Source organism: Mesorhizobium sp. GW821-FHT07A06 (assembly GCF_059419085.1).
This window is the reverse complement of record NZ_JBWKRC010000018.1, coordinates 18,552-37,675: the sequence shown is the minus strand read 5'-3', so window position 1 is coordinate 37,675 and position 19,124 is coordinate 18,552. Positions and strand designations below refer to the sequence as shown.

Genomic DNA, 19,124 nt, shown 5'->3' with positions numbered 1-19,124 from the left:
CTGCGAACGATCGCAACACTGTTGCCGTTGGAGGCCCGGATGCAAGTTTATGCCTGCGCCAGTGAGTCGAGCTGGCCGTTATGCCAAGCGTCGAAGCCTTGCACTTGGCCCCGAACTCGCAAAGCGAGCGCGCGTTTACAGGGACAAATTACCGGGCTGGCTGCGATCACCGCTGGCGCGACCGATGCGCATGGTCGGGGGTCTTTAGGCGTTGCGGTGATCACACCTATGTGAGCAACCAGGTGCTCGACCTAGAGCTTTTTTCCACCGATGATTGTTCAAAATAGCACGTTCGAAGGTTGTGACGCATTTACGTAGCAAACAAAAGGCTATCCCGTGGTTGAATCGAACTTGACGGTTGCATTGGGTGACACGCATTACCTAGTTGAGCGCCCATTTTTTTCGCATCCGCAGCCTGGGAGTGTAACGGATGTTGCCGTCGATGCATCTGACTTTGTTCACGTGCTAATTCGTCATGACTCACTTACTTCGAGTGGTCATCCGGCAGTGGTAACGCTCAGTGCCGATGGCGTCCGACAGGGTGAGTGGGGAGGCGATATTATTGCAGATTCACATATGCTGTCCGCAGGAGCGGACGGACGTATTTTTATCGTCGATCGTGACGCCCACCAGATCGTCATTTGCGCTGGTCAAAGAAAAGTGGGCACCATAGGGCAACGCCATAAACCCCTCCAGCCTTTCAATCATCCTACAGGAGTAGCTTTCTGTCCAAAAGGCTCGATCTATGTGTCTGATGGTTATGCCAATCATAAGATTCATAGGTTTACTCCAGAGGGACAATTTCTCACCTCGTGGGGTGAACTGGGCAGAGGTCCTGGGCAGTTCATGAACCCGCATTCAATCTGGGTTCAGCCCGACGGGCGTGTCATCGTTGTCGACCGCGAGAACGACAGGCTCCAGGTTTTCACGCCAGATGGACAATTGCTCGACATCTGGACTGGCTTCGTGAAGCCATTGGCTATCTGGGGAGACGTCGCAGGACAGATTTATGTGACTGATCTTGTTCCGGCCCTCTCGTTGCTGGCATCGGATGGCTCGCGGCTGGGCCGTTGCCGGCCAGTCTTGAATGCCGCACATGGCATCTCTGGGGACAGACAAGGCAATCTCTATCTGGCCGAGCCCTCCCCCAGCCGCGTAACGTTGTTGAGACGGATCGCGATGCAATAGGGCGATACGTTCTCCGGGTAGGTGGCCTTGTGGGCTGGCGCCCCGATGACACAGTATGCCATCGACGCTACTGAGATTACGAGGCTAGCACCGTTGCCGTTTTATTTGATTCCAAAATACTGTTCGCCGCATGTTGTCACTGTCATCCAATCTAGGAATCGGAAACCGAACCGTTCGCCGGCTTGTCCAAATGCGAAATCCACGCTCCGAGACTCGGCGAAAGGCCGGTTGCAGGCTTGGCTGATGGGCGTCGGAAAGTTCCGGCAGTCGCTTTCCTTGGTTTCAGGGCGGCCAGCGCTTCGGCAAGTTTGACTGCCGCCCACACACAATCCACCACTGGCACAGGAAGTCTATCGGCGATACGTTCGGCCAGGCCGGCAAGCGGTGCCCCAGCCAGCACGACCACATCAGAATTATCCTCGCATATGGCCTGCTTGCAAAGCTCGACCAAGAGATCCTCTTTTTCCTCCTGGACGTTGTCCACATTCGAGAATGAACCATCCAATGAGTGGATGCCGCCACAGCGCTCCATCATGCCGTGCCAGGCGACACATTCTTCGAACCAGGGGGTCAATGCCTGCGCAAAGGTTACGATAGAGAAATGCCGCCCCAGCATGCAGGCAGTCAGCATACCGGCTTCGGCCAAACCGACGATCGGTAGCGGAAACAATTCGCGTGCGCCGCCCAATCCAGGATCGCCGAAGGCGGCGATTATAGCCACATCGTACTCATGGTGGATTTCAGCCAGTATTTCCAACGCAACCGCGCCGCCGATCTGCGCTTCGGCTCGGGTAGAAATATAGGGAACTCCTCGCTCGGCGGTCACCGAAGTAATTCTTGTATCCTTGTTGGCGACGGTTCTGGCGGTCCGATCGATTAACTGCGTCACGCCGGTAGAAGTATTCGGATTAAGAAGTAGAATACGCAACCTGCAAGCCTTTCGCTTTTGGAAGTCGACGGCCAATTAGCAGTCCACCGGACTTCCATTCCCTCAATTCGAACGATGATAGTTCCAATCGGGGTGCCTGGTAAGGGGCTTTGCTGAGCAGTATCTGGGCCACCAAACTAGGGGATCTCAGGAGAAGGGGCAGGATTGAGCATGGGATTACGGAATAACTCCCCCCATTGTGCCAAGGGGCGCGTATCAAGCCCGGCTAGGCGGAGGCTCTTCCATACGGTCACGGCAATGGAATCATAAATAGGCAGGTTGATCCTTCGTTCCATCGCGTTGGCGACCCCGGCGCCATCAAGATTTGTGCAGATGATCGCCACCGCATCGCAGGGATGTTGAGCCACCTCCTCCACCATCTCTGCTATCGTCTCTGGGCGTGTTTGGGCGAACGAAAAATTGTCGCTGAGCCCCAGGTGACGTTCACTGGCGCAGGTGAACCCCACCTTTTCCATGTTGTCTACGATGCGCTGCTGCACGTCGCTTGTGTACGGGGTCACAATACCAATTCGCGTCGCACCGGTCAGGGTCAATATTTCGCGAAGGGCCAGAACGGACGTACAGGCAGAGATTCCGCAGGTGGACTCGATTGCTGTGCACAGTGTTTCGTCATTTTCGAATCCCAACCAACTGGCAGAGGTGCCATTCCAGGCGATGGCATCCACATTTGCGTCGGCTAGCAGAGATGCCGCTCGCAGCATCTCCGCATGTGTAAACTGGATGTTGTCCGCCTCGGACAGGCTGATCCGCGTCACCCGGAAACGGGAATAGTGGATACCGACCTGACGAAGCCCTGCTACCATGGTGCTGCTGACCCGCTCGACCGTGGTATTTGAAGAAGGAACCAGCATCCCAAGCCGCGTCCAATCTTCGATGCTGCGTCCATTCAAGTTGATGTGCCCTCGATAAAAGGTGTAACCGGGTTTCATTCGTATTGGGCTGAGGACTAGTAGCGCCACTCGGGCTCAGAGCATGGCGCGGCCTGGTACGAGGCCCGCAAAAATGCGAAGTTAGATACGCTCGAACAGAATTTCCTGCGCGCCTTTCCAAAGCGTATCCTTGCCCAGTGCGAGCAAATTCTCCTGCCCCTTGGTAATGGTCAAGAAGTGATTGCCCGCTAGGCTGCCCATCTTGCTCGCGAAGCTCACGCCCCCATAGGCAAGGAGAATCTCGGTTTCGCTGTATCCACCCGGATAGAAAATCAATTGTCCGGGTGCCGGATAGCTCGTTGCGTTTTCAAAGGGCAAGCCGAAGTCGCGCTCGCCCAGTGGGATCCAACAACCTTCACCACTCCAGCGGACGTGAATTACCCGCTCTCGATAGGGCAGCAGGCTAGAGAATATACCGCACGTTTTCGGGGCCGCAGCCTCTTCCAGCCTTGCCTCAAATTCGTAGGTGCCTGCACGGATGCGAATGTCGCTCATTTATTCCTCAAACGAATTAGCTGATTTGCCAACGTGACAGCATGCGAAGAATGATAGTGTACGCAATGCTTCTTAATTAATGTCTACAATTTTGTCAAGCATAGACGACAACTAATATACGGAGGCCCTTTGACAGTTCGAGACCCTGATGGTGTGCTTCCCGTGCCATCTCCCCCTACCACTCGAACTTGGGCGTACGGACGGATATGATGCGCTTTCCCCTTGGGAACAGCTGGGTGCGGGAATCCGCTCGCCCGGATCTGTGAGGGCGAAAGCCGAATGGCTGATCTACTCGACCGCGACCATGCGTGCGGCTTGAATAGAGCTATACGAGCGGATCAGCAGTTGAAGCCGTGAGGTCAGATTTTTTGGGAACTGCGAACCTGGCGCAGGATGGACTTTACGTCGAGCGGGTGGTTTCCGCCTATCTGGAGTTGGAGTTCGTCCTGCAGTCTCTCCAGGTGCTCATGCATCACAGCGGAGGCACCTTGACCATCTCCGACGGCCAGACATTTGACGATCCTGTCGTGGTCTTCGCAGTGACATCCCGAACGGCTGACAGTCTGATAGAGTGCAATCGCCAATGAGGTGCGTGAAACCAGTTCCTTGAGGGTTCCTTGGTAGACATCATTGCCCGAGAATTCAGCCAATTTCATGTGAAATTCGCCGGAAAGTCGCAGTCGCGTTTCCGTGTCATTCAGCGCTCTAGCTTCCTGCTCGGAATCTACAAGGCGCTGCAGGGACTTGATGCGCGACGACTCAAGCGTCGGTGCCAATTTGGCCACAAGGGAGCATTCGAGAAATCGGCGGACCTCGAACAGATCTCGCGTGACTTTTGGCGTCGGCTTGGCGACGAAAGCGCCTCGATTTGGATGCAGCTCGACCACCCCGTCATGCGCCAGTCTTGCCAGAATTGGGCGAACGATAGCCCTACTCACGGCGAATGCATCCGCAAGGGTTCCTTCGTTCAGCTTGGTTCCCGGAGGGAGGTGTTGATGCACGATGGCATTGTAGAGATTGTGATAGATATCATTGTCTCCCGGAACTACTCGCTCCTTCGGTTTATTTGGCACGTTCTCGTCCTTGCAGGTTGGGTTGTGGAGCTGCTTCTACACGAATTCGACGATGTCGACAAATCAATATTGTAGACAATTTTTTGCACAAATTGACGACACCTTGTTGACATGGTGTAGCCAGAATGCTTAGCTTCCATCAATAAAGTCGGGAAGACAAAATGGGAGAGGCCGAAATGACGATCGATAACAATGAACGCTCGCGGTCCGCGGAAATGGGCCGTCGCGAATTCCTCTGCCGCAGCATGTTGGCAGGCGGTATCGCGGCCACGCCATCGTGGCTATGGTCCGGCGCCGCAAGGGCCGAAGGCGTTACAACGCTGAAAGCCACGCACGGGACGGGCCTGTGCAACCTCGGCATTTTCCTGGTCAAAGAGCGAAATCTTGGCCTGGAGGATGGAGTGCAACTCGATTTCGTGAGTACGCCAAGCAACGCCGACATCACCACGGTTTTCGGTGCCGGCTTGGTGGACGTGTCGCTAATTCCCTACACGAATTTTCTCACGCTGTACGATAAAGGCGTGCAGGTGAAGATCATTGCTGGAGGTGGTGCGCAGGGTTGCATCCTGTGCGGGCAGTCTCACATCAAAACGCAGGCCGACGCGAAAGGGAAAATACTCGGTACGTTCCAGGCCGATACGCTGGAAGTGCTGCCCTATGACTGGCTCAAGAAGGCGGGCATGTCTTTCAAGGACATGGATGTCCGCTATTTCGGCACCTCTCCTGAACTGGCCCAGGCTTTCATCGCCGGCAGCGTGGACATGATGTGCCACAGTGAACCCTATGCAACCCAAGGGGTCCGGAATGCACCGGCCGGTGCGCATGTCATTTCCGATGGAACTGACATCTATCACCCTGGTTACACTGACTGTGTGCTTGCGGTGCGCACGCCGCTGATCGACGAAAACCCTGCGGCGTTGAAGGCGTTGATCAAGGCCATGTTCATCGCGCAGAAGCAGGCCGAGCAGGATCTTGCTTCGGCGGTCAAGGATACGGTCGGCAAGTACTACAAGGCCGAATTCAAGGACATAATGGACGCCGCCTCAAAGCAGCCGGTCGTTGTCGACCAACGCAACCAGCAGGACTTCATGATCCATGGAGCCCAATCGCTGATCGAGCTCGGATACATTAGCGCACCGCCCGGAAAAGAGGCGTTCCATTGGCAGCTATTGGACGAGGTCGTCGCCGAGAACAAGGGACTGTACGACTCCCTCAAGTGGAAATCGTAACCCCCACTCAAGATGACAGCCGGAGGAGTGACCCGATGGTAGAGATATCGAAGGGTAAGGGAGTGATTTATGCCTATCGCAGATCGTCTGGTGCGTATGAGCATATTGCTAATGGTCTTTGGGGCCTAGCGTCGGTCTCCCTCTTTGCTGGATTGTGGGAACTTGCCTGGTATTTTGGGATGGCGGATCAGACCGCGCTTCCGCCACCTCACATCTTTCTTTCTGACTTTCCAAATCAGGCGAAAAACTTTGAAGCCGCAATAGCCATCGGGGCGAACTCGCTCGGACCGTGGTTCGACGTGCTGAGCGTCATGGTAGCCACCGTGCTACGAGTGATCGCCGGTCTCACGCTGGGCTTCGTTGCAGGCATCCTGATCGGGGTGGGCATAAGCTACTTTTCACTATTTGGCACGATTGTACTGCCCGCGGTTACGTTGCTGGCACCCATCTCGCCGATCGCCTGGCTGCCGGTTTCCATTTTTATCTTTGGCGTTGGCAACGCGCCTGCGATTTTCATGGTGTTCGTTGCCATATTTTTCATGATCGCCCTGTCGACCCTGTCCCAGATCGATCGGGTCGACATCAACATGAAGAACGCCGCTAAAATCATGGGTGCGACGAAGCGACAGTTATACTGGCATGTCATATTGCCAGCCATCCTGCCGGCATTGTTCGTAATACTAAGGCTCAACCTGTTTGGCGCCTGGATGGTAGTTCTGGTGGCGGAGTCAGCCGGTGTCGGCAGCGGACTTGGTCAGATCATCAATCTCGCCCGCAACACATACAATTTCACGCTGGTCATGTTCACCATGACGCTGATCGGCGCGCTGGGGTTTCTGTCTGATTTTATCTTACGCAAAGTTCAGTCCAGGGTTCTGTACTGGGTTCCCGATACTATCCGAAAACTTGGGTGACGACGATTCATACCTGGAGCAGGACATGACGATGGAAGTCCAGATAGAACGGCCATACCGTGTGCTCAACTTCCTCTCGCAGAGGGGCAAGAGTGCTGGTCGGCTGATCCTCTCGCTCTTGGTGTTCGGCACCATCTGGGAGTTCGCGTGGTATGCGAAATGGGCGAACCCATTACTTTTACCTCCGCCGCATATTTTCCTTAATCATTTCTTGGAGCAAGGTAAGTATTTTAGCAATAATACGAGATTTGGTTCTGCGTCTTATGAAGACATATTTGTCGCCATGATTTCGAATATTGGCTTAACCACTGTACGTGTTATTTCCGGACTGGCATTGGCTTTTGTGTTCAGCCTGGCTGTCGGCGTGGCAATTCGGTACTTTTATGTCTTCGGGCGCCTGATGTTGCCGCTGATCACAATGCTGGCTCCAATTTCACCGGTAGCTTGGCTGCCAGTTGCGATTTTTGGTTTCGGTATTGGCAATCCCGCCGCCATCTTCCTGGTGTTTATAGCAGTGTTTTTCGTCATGACATTGGCTACGATTACCGAGATCGACGGCGTTAAGCCTGCCTACCACAACGTCGCCAAGGTCATGGGCGCCAGTCGCTGGCAGGAACTTATATACGTCGTCATTCCAGCCATCCTACCGGGCCTTTTCTTAGTCCTTCGGCTTAATCTCTTTGCCGCTTGGATGATCGTGCTTATCGGTGAGGCGATCGGTGTTGGAAACGGCCTAGGCCAGGTCGTAATGTTTGCGAGAAACACCTTCAACGCCAGTCTGACCTTCTTCGTAATGGTTGTTATCGGACTAGTTGGTTACGTGTTCGATCTGCTCCTGCGAGAGGTGCAGAACAAGGCCCTGTACTGGCTACCGCGCTGAAAATGCGCCCTTAGTGGAAGGACAATAACAATGGAAGTGAGCGCAGCAGCACGAAATTCGCGGCAACCTTCCGGCGCTGTCAAATGCGTCGATGCCAACAAGGTGTGGGGAGCGGGAACCGAAAGGGCAGTGCGCGCCCTGGAGAACATAAACCTCGACGTGCATCCAGGAGAATTCATCATCCTGCTCGGTCCAAGCGGATGCGGCAAGAGCACGTTGCTCTACATGATCGCAGCCCTGGAGGCGACGACCTCCGGCACCATTTGGTGCGACGGCGAGAAGGTAACTGCACCGAGTAGCGATCGCAGCCTCATTTTCCAGGAGGCTTCCCTGTTTCCATGGTTGTCCGTCACCGACAACGTCACCTTCGGCCTCAAGCTCAAAGGGGTGGACAAGGCGACGCGCCGGGCGGTTGCCGATCGTATTCTGCGCAAGGTCGGGCTTGGGGGCTTTATGGACAAGCGCCCCGACGAACTGTCGGGCGGTATGCGCCAGCGAGTGGCGGTCGTCCGTGCGTTGGCTATGGAGCCGAGCGTGCTGATGATGGACGAGCCGTTCGCCGCCCTCGACGTGCAGACCCGTGCGAAACTGCAGGACTTCCTGATCGAGGTCTGGAACGACAGCAAGGCGTCGGTGCTTTTCGTCACCCACTCCATCGACGAGGCCATCGCGCTAGGCGATCGCGTCGTGGTGTTTACTGCACAACCGGGCCGGATCAAGAGCATCGTTCCGGTCGATCTGCCCCGCCCGCGCGATATGCGCGACCCTGCCGCGCACGCCCTGCGCGATCATCTGACCGATCTTTTGAAGGATGAGGTGGATCGGGCGTTCCGGCAGCAAGAAAGCGCGGGGCGATAGAGCGGATCCTGGTCGGCTCGCATGTGCAGGGGAACTTTCTTCGATGTCGATAATGCTCGATGAAATATTGGATGTTCTGGCGCGTCTGGTTGCGTTCCGCACCGTCAGCAGCGCGTCCAATCTCGACATCGTCGGCTTCATTGCAGACGTTCTGAAAAGCGCCGGCATTTCCAGCACACTGACCTTTGACGAGGCGAACCGAAAAGCCAATCTGCTGGCGACAATCGGCAATCCCGACAATCCCGGGGTGTTGCTTTCCGGTCATACCGACGTTGTTCCTGTAGACGGGCAGAATTGGGCTACGGACCCGTTCTCTTTGCACATTGCCGATGGACGGGCGTTCGGCCGGGGCGCCTGCGATATGAAGGCGTTTCTGGCGGTACTGTTGACCGCCGGCAAGGACATGGCGCGGCGGCGGCTCGAAACGCCGTTGCACTTTGCCTTCTCCTTTGACGAGGAGGTCGGCTGTCTCGGCGTGCCGCATCTCATCGCCGCTCTGCCGCAGCAGGGCGTCCGTGCCATGGGCTGCATCGTTGGCGAACCCACAAGTATGAACGTTGCCATCGCGCATAAGGGTAAGGCTGAAACCAACTGCACCGTTGGGGGCATTGAGGCGCACTCGAGCCTCGTACATATGGGAATAAATGCAATTGAACTGGCATCGGAACTAATCGTGCGGCTCCATCAAATGGGGCAGCGCTGCCGGGAGAACGGCCCGCACGACAACAGATTCGATCCTTCCACCACGACCATCCAAGTCGGTACCATTGCTGGGGGGGTCGCAACGAACATCATACCGGCTTTGTGCCAATTCGAATTCGAGGTCCGCACGCTGCCGGGCGAAAGTGCACTTCCCTTAATAGCGGAGATCGGCAAATTCGCCGAAGAAAGACGCGTCCCCTATGCGTTGGCGGACGGTCGCGCGCCGACGCTCGCATGGCACAGCATGTCCAATTTCCCTGGGCTGAGCGTAGACCCATCCGATCCGATCGTGGGTCTTGCGAAGGCATTGGGCAAAACCGAGCGGTTGACCACCATCAGCTTCGGCACAGAAGCAGGGCTGTTCGCCGAGGCGGGCATTCCGACTGTGGTAGTCGGCCCAGGCAATATCGAGCAGGCGCACAAACCGAACGAATTCATCGACCTCGAACAGATCGAGGCTTGCGCTCGATTTATCGACCGGCTGGTTAAGCGAGCAGAAATGCCACCGCAACAAGGTTTCCCTCAATTGCTCAACCGTTGGCGGCATTCCGTCGGGAACTCTAATGATGCAAAGCAATAGGCCCGCGAATTCCTATTGTTCATCGTTCAAGACCAGCAAGGAGCCAAGATGTCATCGTCAATAATTCGGGCAAAGCATGTACTTTGCAAGGTCAAGAGCCGCACGGAGACGGAGATCGTCGATAACGGAGCCATCTATCAACGTGATGGCATCATCCAGGAGATTGGACAATTCGATGTGGTCTCGAAGAAATATCCCAGCGTGACCGTCATCGGCTCGGGAGAGCACATCGTGGCTCCGGGCTTCGTTAACGGTCACCATCATGTGGGTCTTACCCCTTTCCAACTTGGGTCGATGGATTACGCGTTGGAGCTCTGGTTCGCCTCGCGCATGGGCTCGCGCGCAGTCGATTTCTACCTCGATACGCTCTACTCGGCTTTCGAGATGGTCGAGTCCGGCATCACGACCGTCCAGCATTTGCGCGGCTTCATACCCGGCAAGCCGGAAAACGTGATGCTTGCGTCCGGGGAGATCATCCGCGCCTATCAGGATCTGGGTATGCGGGTATCCTACTCCTATTTCGTGCGCGATCAGATGCGCATGATCTACGAGCAGGACGGCGACTTCCTCAAACGCCTGCCATCCGATCAGGCGGCAGAGATGGCCGACTTCTTCAAGGACCACACCATCAGCTTGGATGAAAGCTTCGGCATCTTCGCTGACCTTCACAGTAAGTATAATTCTCTGGATCGCGTGAAAATCCAGCTGGGGCCAGCCAATCTTCATTGGTGCTCTGACCCATGCCTCACGATGTTGCGCGATTACTCCACCCGCTACAAGTCGCCAATGCACATGCATATTCTGGAGACTGTATACCAGAAGGAATACGCGCGTCGGCGCACTGGCATGACGGCGGTTGCCTATCTCAAGGAGTTTGACCTGCTAGGGCCTGAAATGACGCTTGGTCACGGCACTTGGCTGAACCAGGCGGACATCGATCTGTGTGCGGAAACGGGCACCTGCATCTGCCACAATTGCAGCTCCAACCTGCGGCTGCGTAGCGGCGTGGCACCGCTCAATGCCTTCGAGAAGCGCGGCCTTTGCGTCTGCATCGGGCTGGACGAGGCGGGCATCAACGACGACCGGGACATGCTCCAGGAGATGCGGATGGTGCTCCGCCAACACCGTGTACCCGGCATGGATGATCTCGACGTTCCCACCTCGCACCAGGTGCTGCGCATGGCAACCGAGGACGGAGCCAAAACGACCTCTTTCGCCGACCAGATAGGCACGCTCGAGGTTGGCAAAGCTTGCGACTTGGTCATGATGGATTGGCGCCAGATATCCTATCCCTATCTCGACTCGGGCATGTCCATAGTGGACGCCGTGCTCTATCGAGCCAAGACATCCGGCGTCGAAACGGTGCTTGTGGCGGGCGAACCGATCTATCAGGATCGCCGGTTCACTCGCCTTAACAAGGACGATGCGCTGGCGCAGTTGGCCGCTTCGCTCGAGAAATCCCTCACTGCGCAGGAAAGGGCTCGTCACGATCTCGGCTACAAGATCATGCCGACCGTCAGAAAGTTCTACGACGGCTATCTGGATCAGCAAAAATTCGTGCCCTTCTACAATCCGAGTTCCCGAACATGAAGAGCAACGGCTTTCAATATCCGCCTGGCGTCATGGTCTCCCGGGATCAGGGATGATGTCGCCCTGGTGCTGGCGGTCTGCATCGGAGATCGCACAGGCGATCCGATCGGGCGACACTACCGCAGAGGTGGTGGTGCGGGATCACGTGGAGCGCATCTTGGAAGTTGAATCCAAGATCGGCGCGTGGGCGCACTTTGACCCGGACTATGCGCTGGTGCAGGCCGCGGCCGCCGATGCATTGCTGGCGGCCGGTGAGCCTCCTGGCCGTCTCCACGGAGTGCCGATTGGCATCAAGGACGTCTTCGACACGGCCGACTTTCCTACCGAATACGGTACGGCAATCCATGCAGGCCGTCGGCCGCACAAAGATGCGGCTGCTGTCATGGCCCTGCGTGCGGCCGGTGCGATCATAATGGGCAAGACCGTAACGACTGAACTTGCCATCGCCCGCGCCGGCAAGACCGTCAACCCTCACGATTTTAAACGCACTCCGGGCGGTTCCTCGAGCGGGTCGGCCGCAGCCGTCGCAGTGGGAATGGTGCCCCTCGCAATCGGCAGTCAGTCAAACGGGTCGATCATTAGGCCGGCGTCCTTTTGCGGCGTTGTCGGCTACAAGCCGTCTTTGGGTCTGATCTCGAATGACGGTGCCCTTAAGCAGTCCGAACTGTTAGACCAAGCCGGCGTTTTTGCGCGAACGGTCAATGATGCCGCCCTGGCAGCGTCGGTGCTTGTCGTGAGCCAGGACATCGCGATGACCGATCCGTACGGAAGTACATGCATGTCTGAGCGGAAAGAATCGCGCATAGGTTTCATGCGCACGCCGGTCTGGGATAGCGGCTCGGAGGCTGCCAAGCAAGCAATCCAGGATTTGGCGGCGCGCGCCGGCGCGGAAGAACTGGTGCTGCCCGCCCTGTTCGACGACGCCATTGCTGTCCATTCCACCATCATGGCGCGGGATGTCGCTGCGAGCTTGGCAAAGGACTGCGAAATACATGCCGCCTGCATGAGCGGGCCGCTGCTGGAGATCATCAAACGAGGGAGGCAAGTAACTGAGCTTCGCTACCGCGAGGCCGTTGTCAAGGCGCAAGCCATGAGTGCAGCCTTGTCCGATCTGCTTCGCGGTTACGGTGGCGTGCTCACCCCGGCAGCGCTTGATGAGGCCCCGATCGGCTACAACCCGACAGGAAATCCGATCTTCTGCACGATATGGACTTTGTGCGGCGCTCCGGCAATCAGCCTGCCTATGCTGAAGGGGTCGTCCGGCTTGCCGCTCGGTGCACAATTGATTGGCCCCCCGGGAGGCGACACGCGATTGCTGCAAAGCGCGAAATGGCTCGAATGGAAATTCCTAAAATGAAAATCCTTATTGTCAATCCGAACACCTCTACAAGCGTAACAGAGCTAATCTCGGAGGAAGCGCGTCGCGTTGCTTCGTCCACGACACAATTCGAGGTCGTGACGGCGCCCTTCGGCGTGGCCTGCATAGAGACGCGCGTCGAACTAGCGGTCGCAGCGCATGCGACGCTTGCCACCATTGCCGAGGCCACTGCCCCGTTCGATTCAGTGGTGATTGCGGCGTTCGGCGATCCCGGCTTAGGAGCCGCGCGCGAACTGCTGGACGTGCCGGTAATCGGCATAGCAGAGGCGTCAATGCTGACAGCCTGCATGTTGGGCCGCCGCTTTTCGATCATATCCATCTCGACGGGTCTTATCCCGCTCATCCAGGATACCGTCAGTTCCTACGGGCTGGCCAGCCGGCTGGCCAGCGTTCGTACGCTGTCGAAGCCGTTAGGCGATGCCGGTTCCCTGCGTGATGAGCACCAGGACCTCCTGTTGGAAATTTCGCTCGCCGCCGTCAAAGAGGATGGCGCCGACGTCATCATCTTCGGCGGCGGCCCGCTTGCGGGACTTGGGCGCAAGATCGCAGACCAGATTCCGGTTCCATCGATCGATGGGACTTCCGCGGCAATCCGGCAGGCAGAGACTCTCTTTGCGCTGGCTCCGAAGAAAGCGACGAGCGGAACGTATCGCCGGCCGGACCCAAAGCCGTCGCTCGGCCTGTCGCAGTCGCTCGCCCGGTTGATCGAGCGGCAATGACCCCGTTACCGGCTGTCCATGAGGTTGAGACCGCTAACGGCAACCTGTCCGCGACTCATGCGCCGCGCGGCGATGAATAGAGGAGTCCCGCATGGACCTTTGCGACCTGAACATTACGCAACTCGCAGCTGGGATCAGAAATCGTCAGTTCTCGGCCGTTGAGATCGTATCTTCATGTCTCGAACGGACTGCAAGGCTCAATCCCCGATACAATGCTCTCATCACGGTTGCCGCCGAAAACGCCCTGGCGCAAGCCGCAATCACCGACGCTCGCGTGGCTGCCGGCAGCGGCCTAGGCGCTCTCTCTGGTGTTCCGTTAGTCATTAAGGATACCATTGATACCAAGGGTATCCGCACGACGCATGGTTCGAAGCTGTTTGCCGACCATATTCCGGAAAAGGACGATCTGGTGGTTGCGCGTCTTCGGAATGCCGGCGGGATCATCCTGGGCAAGGCGAGCACGCCTGAGTTTGGTTTCGGGGGCGTGACACAGAATTCACTCGTCGGAGCGACGGCCAACCCCTACGACCATTCTCTGACCTGTGCCGGCTCGAGCGGGGGCTCGGCCGTGGCGGTAGCCTTGGGCATGGTGCCGGCGGCCCACGGAACCGACTTCGCCGGCTCCGTCAGGCACCCTGCGAGCTTTTGCGGCGTAGTTGGTTTCCGTCCTTCGATCGGGCGCATCCCAGTGTTCCCCAAGACGCCGCTTTGGCAAACCTTCGTCGCCCATGGCTATTTCGCTCGCTGCGTCGAGGACATCGGCTTGCTGTTATCGGCGACGGCAGGCCGTGACGACAGGGATCCGACTTCGCTGGAAACGACGACATGGGACAATTCATTGTCCCATGTCAGCGGTCCGAACGTGAGGATAGGGTACAGCCCCAGCTTCGGGGTCTGCCCGGTTGACACCGTGGTAGAGGCCCATTTCATCGAGGCTATCGAAAAGGTCTCGTCCATCTGCGCGCGAACCAGCGCAACCTCGCTTCATCTTGGCGATATTCGCACACCGTTCGAGATTCTTAGGGGAGCCCTGGTTCGTGACCAATTCGCTCCACTGGTCGAACAGCATGGCAACAAATTCTCGGAGGCAATCCGCTTTAACATCGCCCTTGGCGAAGGCATCACCGCCGAGCAGTACTTCGCCGCCGAGCGCGCGCGAAGCAGCATTTACCTCGACATGGTCGATCAGTTCGAGCGCTACGACATCCTTGCCACCGTTTCGACGCCCGTTCTGCCGTTCCCAATTGGCCAGACGATGGTGGAGTCTATCAATGGGCAAAAGCTTGAGACAATGATCGACTGGTTCATGCTTTCAGCCGTGGTTACCCTGACCGGGCTGCCTGCCATTTCGATTCCGTGTGGCTTTTCCGAAGCGGGTTTACCTTTGGGATTGCAATTGATCGCCAGGCCGAACGCCGACGCTCAACTCCTCAGTTTTGCCCTTCACCTTCAGAGGCAACTTGGCTTCGAATATCGGCCGCCCTCCATGCTGAACGAAATGCTCGCTGACGGCATGGGCAGCGCAGGTCAGATCGCCCAAACAAAACAAGAGAGAGTTCAATGAAGGATTACGATCTCGTTATCCGGGGTGGAACCGTCGCGACGGCAAGCGACGTCTTCAAGGCTGACATCGGCGTAACAGGCGGCAGGATAGTGGCTTTAGGGGAAAACCTCGATGAGGGGGCCAGAGAAATATCGGCTGCCGGCCACCTCGTCCTGCCCGGTGGTGTCGATTCCCATTGTCATATCGAGGAACCGCAAGTTGGCAATGTAATTAATGCCGATACGTTTATTTCTGCAACTTCGGCCGCAGCCGCCGGGGGAACAACGACGGTCATCTCCTTCGCCGGCCAAGTGAAAGGAAGCGCCATAACGGAAAGCCTTCGCGAGTACCATCGCAAGGCAAGGCAGGCCCTTATCGACTATACCTTCCACATCATAGTAACTGATCCTAGCGAGGCAGCTCTTGAGGAATTGCCCGCCTTGATTGAAGAGGGGCACCGGTCTCTCAAGATATTCATGACGTATTCCAATCTCGCCCTCGATGACGACCAGACCTTGCGAGTCCTGGCGCTGGCCCGTCGGACGGGAGCCTTGGTCACCGTCCATGCCGAAAACCATTCGGCGGCCATGTTTCTCACCAATGCACTCGAACAGGCGGGCCTCACCAGCCCGAAGCATCATGCCTGGGCAAAACCCATGGCGGTAGAGCGAGAAGCCTGCCACCGCGTCATAGCCTTTGCCGAATTGCTCGACGTGCCCATCCAGATTTTCCATGTATCAGGCGCCGAAGCGGCGGAGGAGTTGCGGCGAGCCCAAAATCGCGGCCTGAAGGTCTTTGGCGAGACGTGTCCGCAATATCTCATGCTGACCGCTCGGGATCTCGACCGCCCAAACTTCGAAGGTGCAAAGTTCCTGTGCAGTCCACCGCCGCGTACCGAAGCCGATCAAGATGCGCTATGGGAACATTTGAGAACGGGTACTCTGGGCGTCGTTTCTTCCGATCATGCCCCCAGCCGTTTCGATGACCCCCACGGCAAGAAAGCCGGCGGAGAAAATGCACCCTTCAGTGCCATCCCAAATGGGGTTCCTGGCCTCACAACGCGCCTGCCTATCCTATTTTCGGAGGGCGTGAACAAAAGACGGATCGACCTCAACACGTTCGTGGCGCTTACGGCAACGAATCCCGCCAAGCTTTTCGGCCTGCATCCTCGGAAGGGAACCATTGCTGTCGGGGCGGATGCCGATTTGACCATTTGGGATCCGGATCGGAAGGTTACCATTCGCAATGACATCCTCCATCATGGCGTCGACTACACCATATATGAGGGGAATCAGGTTACGGGGTGGCCAATCATGACACTGTCTCGCGGTAAAATAGTCTGCGACAACGGCAAAATCGTCGGACAGGTCGGCCACGGCCGTTTTCTTGCTCGTGAGCCCTATGATGCCATCAAGCCGCGCAATAGGCATGTCACTCCGTTCGAGCCTGTCGCGGGCCTAGTGTTGCCGACGTGAACGGGCGGCAGCAATGGATACCAATATGTTGGCACAACTGGGATGCACGCACGGGCGCCCGGATCTGCTCGGTTGAGGGCCTGTCCGTCGTGAGAGTGTGTATCGGCCAAAAAAATTGACCCCATAATGGAGTGAACCCCGCGGGCTGGACCACCAGAGCCTGCCGAACTAAGCCGCCTTCTGGGCAAATAGGATTTCAAATTCCTCTGGTGTTCGATAGCCAAGGGCTGAGTGCAGCCGCTTGGAGTTGTGACCTCTTCGATGAACCTCGGCAATCGTTCGGCCACATCGGCAAAGCTGTCGTAGCCAGCCATGTAGACGTCCTCGACCTTCAAGGTCTTCATGAAGCTCTCGGCCTGTACATTGTGGTAGGGGTTGCCGATCGCGCTCATCGAGCCGAGCAGACCTGCTTCATCAAGCGCTCGCCGATAGGTCTCGGATGCATATTGTGAGCGCCTCCCCGAAAATCGGACAGTGACGGAAGCTACGAACTGACGTCTGCTGATCTCCAAGGACGAGGAGATCAGAATATGCGCAAACGCAGGAATCATGACGCGGGCTTCAAGGCTCGCGTGGCGCTAGAGGCCGTGAAGGGCGAGCGCACCGTGTCGGAGTTGGCCGCGGATTATGGCGTGCATCCGACGATGATCCACCAGTGGAAGAAGGCGCTGCTTGACGGGGCGGCGGACATCTTCGAGCGGGGCACGAAGAAGACCGCTGAGGTCGACGAGGACACTGTGCGTTCCTTGCATGCGAAGATCGGAGAGCTGGCCGTCGCCAACGATTTTTTGTCACGAAAGCTCAAGCCTTGGGGCGGGAAATGAGACGTGGGATGATCGAACGGAACCATCCCGTGCTGTCGGTGGGCGCGCAGTGCCGCCTGCTGTCGATCTCGCGGTCCTCGTTCTATTACGAGCCGCAGGGTGAGGCAGAAATGAACCTCGCCCTCATGCTGCTGATCGACAAGCAGTTCCTGGAGACGCCCTTCTACGGCGTGCAGCAAATGACCTAGCACCTGCGGAATGAGGGCCATGCCGTGAACGTCAAGCGCATCCGGCGGTTGATGCGGCTTATGTGCCTGATGCCGATCTTCCAGAAGCCGGACACCAGCAGGCCCGCGAAGGGACACAAGACCTATCCCTATCTGCTGGGCGGGCTGCGGGTCGAGCGGCCCAATCAGGTCTGGTGCGCCGACATCACTTACCTGCCGATGCGCAGAGGCTTCCTCTATCTGGTCGCGATCATGGACTGGTTCACCCGCAAGGTACTGGCCTGGCGCATCTCGAACACGCTGGAGGCCGACTTCTGCGTCGAGGCCCTGAACGAGGCAATCCACCGCTTCGGCCCGCCCGAGATCATGAATACCGATCAGGGCTCGCAGTTCACGTCCTTCGCCTGGACCGACCGGCTGAAGCGGGTCGGGACCCGGATCTCCATGGACGGCAAGGGACGCTGTCTCGATAACATCTTCATCGAGCGCCTGTGGCGGTCGCTGAAGTATGAATGCGTCTACCTGCACGCCTGGGAGACTGGGTCGCAGGCCAAGGCAGGCGTCGGTCGCTGGATCACCTTCTACAACTACCAGCGGCCTCACGCAGCCCATGGCGGACAGCCGCCCGCCGTGGTCTACTTCAACAGCATCGAAACCGATCAGCAGGCGCGGAGAGTAGCTTAAACCACCCAGAAATCTGTCCGAAGATCGGGGAGTAGCTCATTGGTACCCGCGGTCGGTGTGATGAATGCAGCCTGGCGGCGGTCTCCTGCTTGCCAGAGCGGAGCGCAAGGCCGCGATCGCCAAAGGCGTGTCGAGCCGTCGGGACAAGGCGTAGCCGACGACCTTGCGGCTGTAAGCATCAAGAATGCCGGCCAGATAGCAGAAGCCGGTAGCAATTCGGATGTATGTGAAATCCTTAACCCAGACCATGTAGGGGCGATCCGGGGTCACATTACGATAGAGGTTCGGATAGATCGGGGAATCGTGACTGCTGTCGGTCGTGCGCACATAGCGCCTCCGCGGCTTGGTTCCCAAGCCTGCCGCTCTCATCACACGGGCTACGCGCTTATGGTTGACCAGATGCCCGCGGCAGCAGAGCTCGTGGGTTACCCGTCGATAGCCGTAGCAGGGCAATTCGTCCTGGATGTCCTCGATGAGGGTGACGAGTTCTGCGTCCGAGAGGTTGGTCATTTTGGTCGTGGCGCGATAGTAGAAAGTGCTTCTCGGCAGATCGATCACTTGACACCCCCGTCTGACGGAACAGGCCGGTGACGATGAAGGATCTCTCGCTGTCGCCGGCGGTCGGCTGGCGCGGTGTTTTTTGGCAAGGTCCAGTTCCATCGTGAGTTGACCGACCTTGCGCTCGAGAGCCGCGATGCGCGCCTCATATTCAGCGATGACGCCGGCCTCGGCTTCCTCGTTATTCAACTCGCCTCGGTCGAACTGTGTCAGCCAAAGCTGGATGAGGTTTGCCGAGACCCCGTGCGTGCGCTGGGCATCGCGGCGCCCGATGACGTCGCCCCGGATGTCCTGACAAAGCTGCAGTTTGAATTGCGTCGAATGCCGACGATATGGACCTCGTGACTTCATGAGCCTTCCCCGTTCAAGGCCCATCGAGCGTATCAGTT

16 protein-coding genes and 1 pseudogene are annotated in these 19,124 nt (G+C 57.4%); 12 read left to right on the top strand and 5 right to left on the bottom strand.

What is annotated here, in order from left to right; translation table 11 throughout:
• Positions 1-336: 336 nt before the first annotated feature.
• Entirely contained in the window at positions 337-1,188 is an 852-nt protein-coding gene (locus AC07SZ_RS33615) for a 6-bladed beta-propeller (RefSeq protein WP_494917665.1), read from the top strand.
• Positions 1,189-1,339: 151 nt separating this feature from the next.
• Here AC07SZ_RS33615 and AC07SZ_RS33610 read toward each other — a convergent pair whose 3' ends face one another.
• The 4 genes from AC07SZ_RS33610 to AC07SZ_RS33595 all read right to left on the bottom strand — a co-directional run bounded on the left by AC07SZ_RS33610 (position 1,340) and on the right by AC07SZ_RS33595 (position 4,634).
• Positions 1,340-2,116: an aspartate/glutamate racemase family protein gene (locus AC07SZ_RS33610; RefSeq protein WP_494917718.1), complete on the bottom strand. Its 777-nt coding sequence runs from the start codon at positions 2,114-2,116 to the stop codon at positions 1,340-1,342.
• A gap of 137 nt (positions 2,117-2,253) precedes the next feature.
• The gene (locus AC07SZ_RS33605; RefSeq protein WP_494917717.1) at positions 2,254-2,988 is read right to left on the bottom strand and encodes a maleate cis-trans isomerase family protein; all 735 of its coding nucleotides are present in this window, start codon (positions 2,986-2,988) and stop codon (positions 2,254-2,256) included.
• 159 nt (positions 2,989-3,147) lie between these two features.
• Complete coding sequence (locus AC07SZ_RS33600) at positions 3,148-3,561, bottom strand: DUF3830 family protein (protein WP_494917664.1); 414 nt, start codon at positions 3,559-3,561, stop codon at positions 3,148-3,150.
• Positions 3,562-3,920: 359 nt separating this feature from the next.
• Entirely contained in the window at positions 3,921-4,634 is a 714-nt protein-coding gene (locus tag AC07SZ_RS33595) for a GntR family transcriptional regulator (protein ID WP_494917663.1), read from the bottom strand.
• Positions 4,635-4,810: 176 nt separating this feature from the next.
• Here AC07SZ_RS33595 and AC07SZ_RS33590 point away from each other — a divergent pair, with 176 nt between their 5' ends.
• From AC07SZ_RS33590 to AC07SZ_RS33540, 11 genes and pseudogenes are all read left to right on the top strand, one after another.
• Positions 4,811-5,863, top strand: coding sequence for an ABC transporter substrate-binding protein (locus tag AC07SZ_RS33590; protein ID WP_494917662.1), 1,053 nt, complete (start codon positions 4,811-4,813; stop codon positions 5,861-5,863).
• A gap of 35 nt (positions 5,864-5,898) precedes the next feature.
• Positions 5,899-6,777, top strand: coding sequence for an ABC transporter permease (locus AC07SZ_RS33585; RefSeq protein WP_494917661.1), 879 nt, complete (start codon positions 5,899-5,901; stop codon positions 6,775-6,777).
• A 25-nt stretch (positions 6,778-6,802) separates the two neighbouring features.
• A complete protein-coding gene (locus AC07SZ_RS33580) occupies positions 6,803-7,657 on the top strand; it encodes an ABC transporter permease (RefSeq protein WP_494917660.1) in 855 nt (284 codons plus the stop codon).
• A gap of 30 nt (positions 7,658-7,687) precedes the next feature.
• The gene (locus tag AC07SZ_RS33575) at positions 7,688-8,515 is read left to right on the top strand and encodes an ABC transporter ATP-binding protein (protein WP_494917659.1); all 828 of its coding nucleotides are present in this window, start codon (positions 7,688-7,690) and stop codon (positions 8,513-8,515) included.
• Positions 8,516-8,558: 43 nt separating this feature from the next.
• Positions 8,559-9,797 (top strand): acetylornithine deacetylase, encoded by a 1,239-nt coding sequence (argE, locus tag AC07SZ_RS33570; RefSeq protein WP_494917658.1) that lies wholly within the window; start codon positions 8,559-8,561, stop codon positions 9,795-9,797.
• A 48-nt stretch (positions 9,798-9,845) separates the two neighbouring features.
• Positions 9,846-11,387 (top strand): amidohydrolase family protein, encoded by a 1,542-nt coding sequence (locus AC07SZ_RS33565; protein ID WP_494917657.1) that lies wholly within the window; start codon positions 9,846-9,848, stop codon positions 11,385-11,387.
• Positions 11,388-11,439: 52 nt separating this feature from the next.
• A complete protein-coding gene (locus tag AC07SZ_RS33560) occupies positions 11,440-12,744 on the top strand; it encodes an amidase (protein WP_494917656.1) in 1,305 nt (434 codons plus the stop codon).
• Positions 12,726-13,484, top strand: coding sequence for an aspartate/glutamate racemase family protein (locus AC07SZ_RS33555; RefSeq protein WP_494917655.1), 759 nt, complete (start codon positions 12,726-12,728; stop codon positions 13,482-13,484). Before AC07SZ_RS33560 ends, AC07SZ_RS33555 begins: the two co-directional genes overlap by 19 nt.
• Positions 13,485-13,575: 91 nt before the next feature.
• Positions 13,576-15,048 (top strand): amidase, encoded by a 1,473-nt coding sequence (locus AC07SZ_RS33550; protein WP_494917654.1) that lies wholly within the window; start codon positions 13,576-13,578, stop codon positions 15,046-15,048.
• Positions 15,045-16,502, top strand: a complete 1,458-nt coding sequence (hydA, locus tag AC07SZ_RS33545) for a dihydropyrimidinase (protein ID WP_494917653.1) — start codon at positions 15,045-15,047, stop codon at positions 16,500-16,502. Before AC07SZ_RS33550 ends, hydA begins: the two co-directional genes overlap by 4 nt.
• A gap of 530 nt (positions 16,503-17,032) precedes the next feature.
• Positions 17,033-18,177, top strand: a pseudogene (locus AC07SZ_RS33540) (IS3 family transposase).
• Between the two features lie 36 nt (positions 18,178-18,213).
• On the opposite strand, the gene AC07SZ_RS33535 reads toward AC07SZ_RS33540, so the two are convergent.
• The gene (locus AC07SZ_RS33535) at positions 18,214-19,086 is read right to left on the bottom strand and encodes an IS3 family transposase (protein WP_494917652.1); all 873 of its coding nucleotides are present in this window, start codon (positions 19,084-19,086) and stop codon (positions 18,214-18,216) included.
• Positions 19,087-19,124 lie beyond the last annotated feature (38 nt).